At 52.9% G+C, this 2,842-nt stretch carries 4 protein-coding genes; 2 read left to right on the top strand and 2 right to left on the bottom strand.

Annotated features, from left to right (window positions below):
* The coding region (locus HMPREF1024_RS0127705) for an IS3 family transposase (protein WP_009309859.1) at positions 1–315 on the top strand (315 nt) is incomplete at its 5' end.
* 41 nt (positions 316–356) lie between these two features.
* Here the strand turns inward: HMPREF1024_RS0127705 and HMPREF1024_RS01625 are convergent.
* Both HMPREF1024_RS01625 and HMPREF1024_RS01630 read right to left on the bottom strand, forming a co-directional pair.
* Complete coding sequence (locus HMPREF1024_RS01625; RefSeq protein WP_004197740.1) at positions 357–737, bottom strand: hypothetical protein; 381 nt, start codon at positions 735–737, stop codon at positions 357–359.
* Between the two features lie 1,007 nt (positions 738–1,744).
* Complete coding sequence (locus tag HMPREF1024_RS01630) at positions 1,745–1,906, bottom strand: type I toxin-antitoxin system Hok family toxin (RefSeq protein WP_004118124.1); 162 nt, start codon at positions 1,904–1,906, stop codon at positions 1,745–1,747.
* 69 nt (positions 1,907–1,975) lie between these two features.
* Between HMPREF1024_RS01630 and HMPREF1024_RS01635 the strand changes: the two genes are divergently transcribed.
* Positions 1,976–2,842, top strand: an 867-nt coding sequence (locus HMPREF1024_RS01635; protein WP_009309854.1) for a DDE-type integrase/transposase/recombinase, incomplete at its 3' end; no start/stop codon positions are given.

The following is a 2,842-nucleotide window of genomic DNA, read 5'->3' as shown; positions in this document are numbered from 1 at the left end:
AAGCGGCCAAAAGGGGTTATAGCCCACAGCGACCGGGGTGGTCAGTACTGCTCAGCAGATTATCAGGCCCTGTTGAAGCAGCACGACCTTCGGGGCAGCATGAGTGCAAAAGGCTGCTGCTATGACAATGCCTGCGCGGAAAGCTTTTTCCACACGCTGAAGGTAGAGTGCATCCACGGTGAGCGTCTAATCAGTCGCGATGATATGCGTACGATGGTATTTAATTACATTGAGTGCGATTACAATCGCTGGCGTCGTCACAGTGCCTGTGGCGGCCTCAGCCCGGAACAATTTGAAAATCAGAATCTCGCTTAGGCGCGTGTCCATATTACGAGGAGAGGATCAAAAAAGCAGATTCATGGCATATAGGGTTCAGCGCGCATTGAGTCAGCAATGTATTTGCGTGCGTCATTCCACGCATCCTTACCAGCATCACCATAAAGAAGCTCAACGAGTTTCCGGGACTGAAGCCACGGTTGAGCAACGCCGAAATGCACCTGCAGAACGTCCGCGTGCCAGTCAACCACTCCCGCCCCCAGGACGTTATCAGCCATACGCATCAACGTTCCCCATACCAGTTCACTTCTTTCGCTTTCTCTCATACGCTTGCTTTTAAGCTCTACCAGATACAGCAGGAGGCTCTTTTGCTCGCTAATCGCGGTGGCCAGAAGGTTTTCAACCCATCTTTCGGTAGATTCTTTGGTGGCGGTTTTGACGTTGACGTTCTGTGTGTTCATTCTGCTTTTCCTCTGGTCTGGTGGTTAATCCATCTCTCGGTGAGTTCCCTGGCGGCAAAGGGCAAAGGAGCAACGTCGTAAGGAGGAGAACAAGGGGCGGAGACAAAAAGTTTTTGCGGTCCCTGGCAAAAAGTTTTTGGCGGAGTTTATTTACCCCTTGGATGACGACACGGCGGTGCTACGACCAGCCCTTCGCCGGGGAACGGACGAGAGATGACTCACCAGGGGAAGGGATGAGAATGAACACACCCGACACGACGGAACGGCGTGGCGCCATCAGAGTGCCGGCAGCTTTATCGCCGGCACGGTGAAAGCGGCGCGACCGGGACGGTCGCAGCAAGCGCTGCCGTTGACCTTGACTTCAGACATCAGACACTAGCCGTCAGGCCCGAAACCGCTTGCGGGTTCGGCGGAGCTTACCGCGTCTTTTCGCGGTTAGCGGAGTGTGGCTCGACGACCGGACAGCACAGCTGGCCGGGAGCCGAAGGTGTCCAGTATGGGTGTGCTTTTAAAGCCTTTAAGGGTTAAAAAGAGACATCACAGCAGGGAGAAGAAGAAGCAGGAAGACAGCGGGCAGTAAACAGGGAAGACGCGGAGAGGAAATGCGGGCGGCGCGTCAGCGCGGCCCGGTTTTTCCGGCGCCGCAGGCGCGCGGCCTTTTTGCCCGTCTCGCAGGCAGGATGAAAGGTTTAAGACAGCTACTGTGCGATCGCAGCGTTTCATTTCCTGCATTAAATTCTCGCCATTCAGTCATGCCTTCCAGCAGTTCACTAAATACGTCTCGCTCTTTCATCTGTGCCCTCTTCGCCTGCTTTCCGGTATCAAGCACGGAACAGGGAAAAATAACCTTCCCGGTAATAGCTAATGGATGCGTACATTAGCTTTAACATGAGAATAGAGGGGGAAAAAGGGGCTACCGGCGAACGGTAACCCCTTCATAAAGGCGCTTCAGGCATGTCAGACCAACGCAGCCCTGAAAAGGCGGGGTATTCCCCGCCTCCAGGTTGCTACTTACCGTTGGATTCGTAAGCCAGGCTTGCCGCGACCTCCCTGTTCCCGTCCTTTAGCCGGACTTCGCATAAGCGGTTCCGGGTCAGGCATGTGAATATCAAGAGCGTTAAACACACGATTAATACGCACCAGACCAGGGCGTTTCGCGGTAGTTTCATGGTTTACTCCTCCTGTGTAAGTTCACACAGATATTGCAAATACCTCAGGGTTAATAAGGGGGTTACCTGATGTTGATGCAACATGTCGGAGTAGGCTATTTTGGGTATTACCGAGCAACTGCTTATGCGATGAAACACTCCCTTATGCCCGAGATTGCGAAGTTAAGAATGAAGGCCCTGAACTTCTGGGATAAGCATGGTATCCGTGCCGCAGCTGATGCTTTTGGCGTATCAACACGAACGCTCTACTGGTGGCGCCAGTTGCTTCGCACCGGTGGTCCTCAGGCGCTTATTCCAAGAAGCAAAGCCCCCCTGGTTCGCCGTTCAAGGCACTGGCACCCTGATGTGATCAAGGAAATCAGGCGCCTGAGAACTGAGCTACCCAATCTCGGCAAAGAGCAGATTTTTGTCAGGCTGAAGGCATGGTGTGAACTGCGACATTTTACCTGTCCCAGTACATCAACCATTGGAAGGATCATTGCCGGAGCGCACGATAAAATGCGGATGGTTCCCGTTCGCCTCAGTGCCAGAGGCAAAGTCAGGTTGATAAAAAAACGCTCAGTGAAGCCCAGAAGGCCTAAACAGTACCGCCCGGTAAAAACAGGCGAACTCATAGGGATGGACGCGATTGAACTCAGGATGGGGGACCTACGCCGCTATATCATTACCATGATCGACGAGCACAGCGACTATGCGCTGGCCCTGGCGGTCCCTTCACTCAACAGCGATATTACCAGCCATTTCTTCAGCAAGGCCACAAAGCTCTTTCCTGTCGCTATCAGACAAGTTGTCACTGACAACGGTAAGGAGTTCCTCGGTAACTTTGATAAAACGCTACAGGAAGCCTCGATTAAACACATCTGGACCTATCCGTACACACCGAAAATGAATGCGACCTGTGAGCGATTTAACCGGACACTTAGAGAACAATTTATT

The organism is Klebsiella sp. 4_1_44FAA (genome assembly GCF_000238715.1).
In the GTDB taxonomy this organism is placed as follows: Bacteria; Pseudomonadota; Gammaproteobacteria; order Enterobacterales; family Enterobacteriaceae; genus Klebsiella; species Klebsiella pneumoniae.
This window is presented reverse-complemented; position numbering and strand designations above follow the sequence as displayed.

Excerpts from the sequence above, each read along its gene's own strand:
- HMPREF1024_RS01630 (WP_004118124.1), bottom strand. The coding sequence starts at position 1,906 with ATGAAACTACCGCGAAACGCCCTGGTCTGGTGCGTATTAATCGTGTGT.
- HMPREF1024_RS01625 (WP_004197740.1), bottom strand. The coding sequence starts at position 737 with ATGAACACACAGAACGTCAACGTCAAAACCGCCACCAAAGAATCTACC.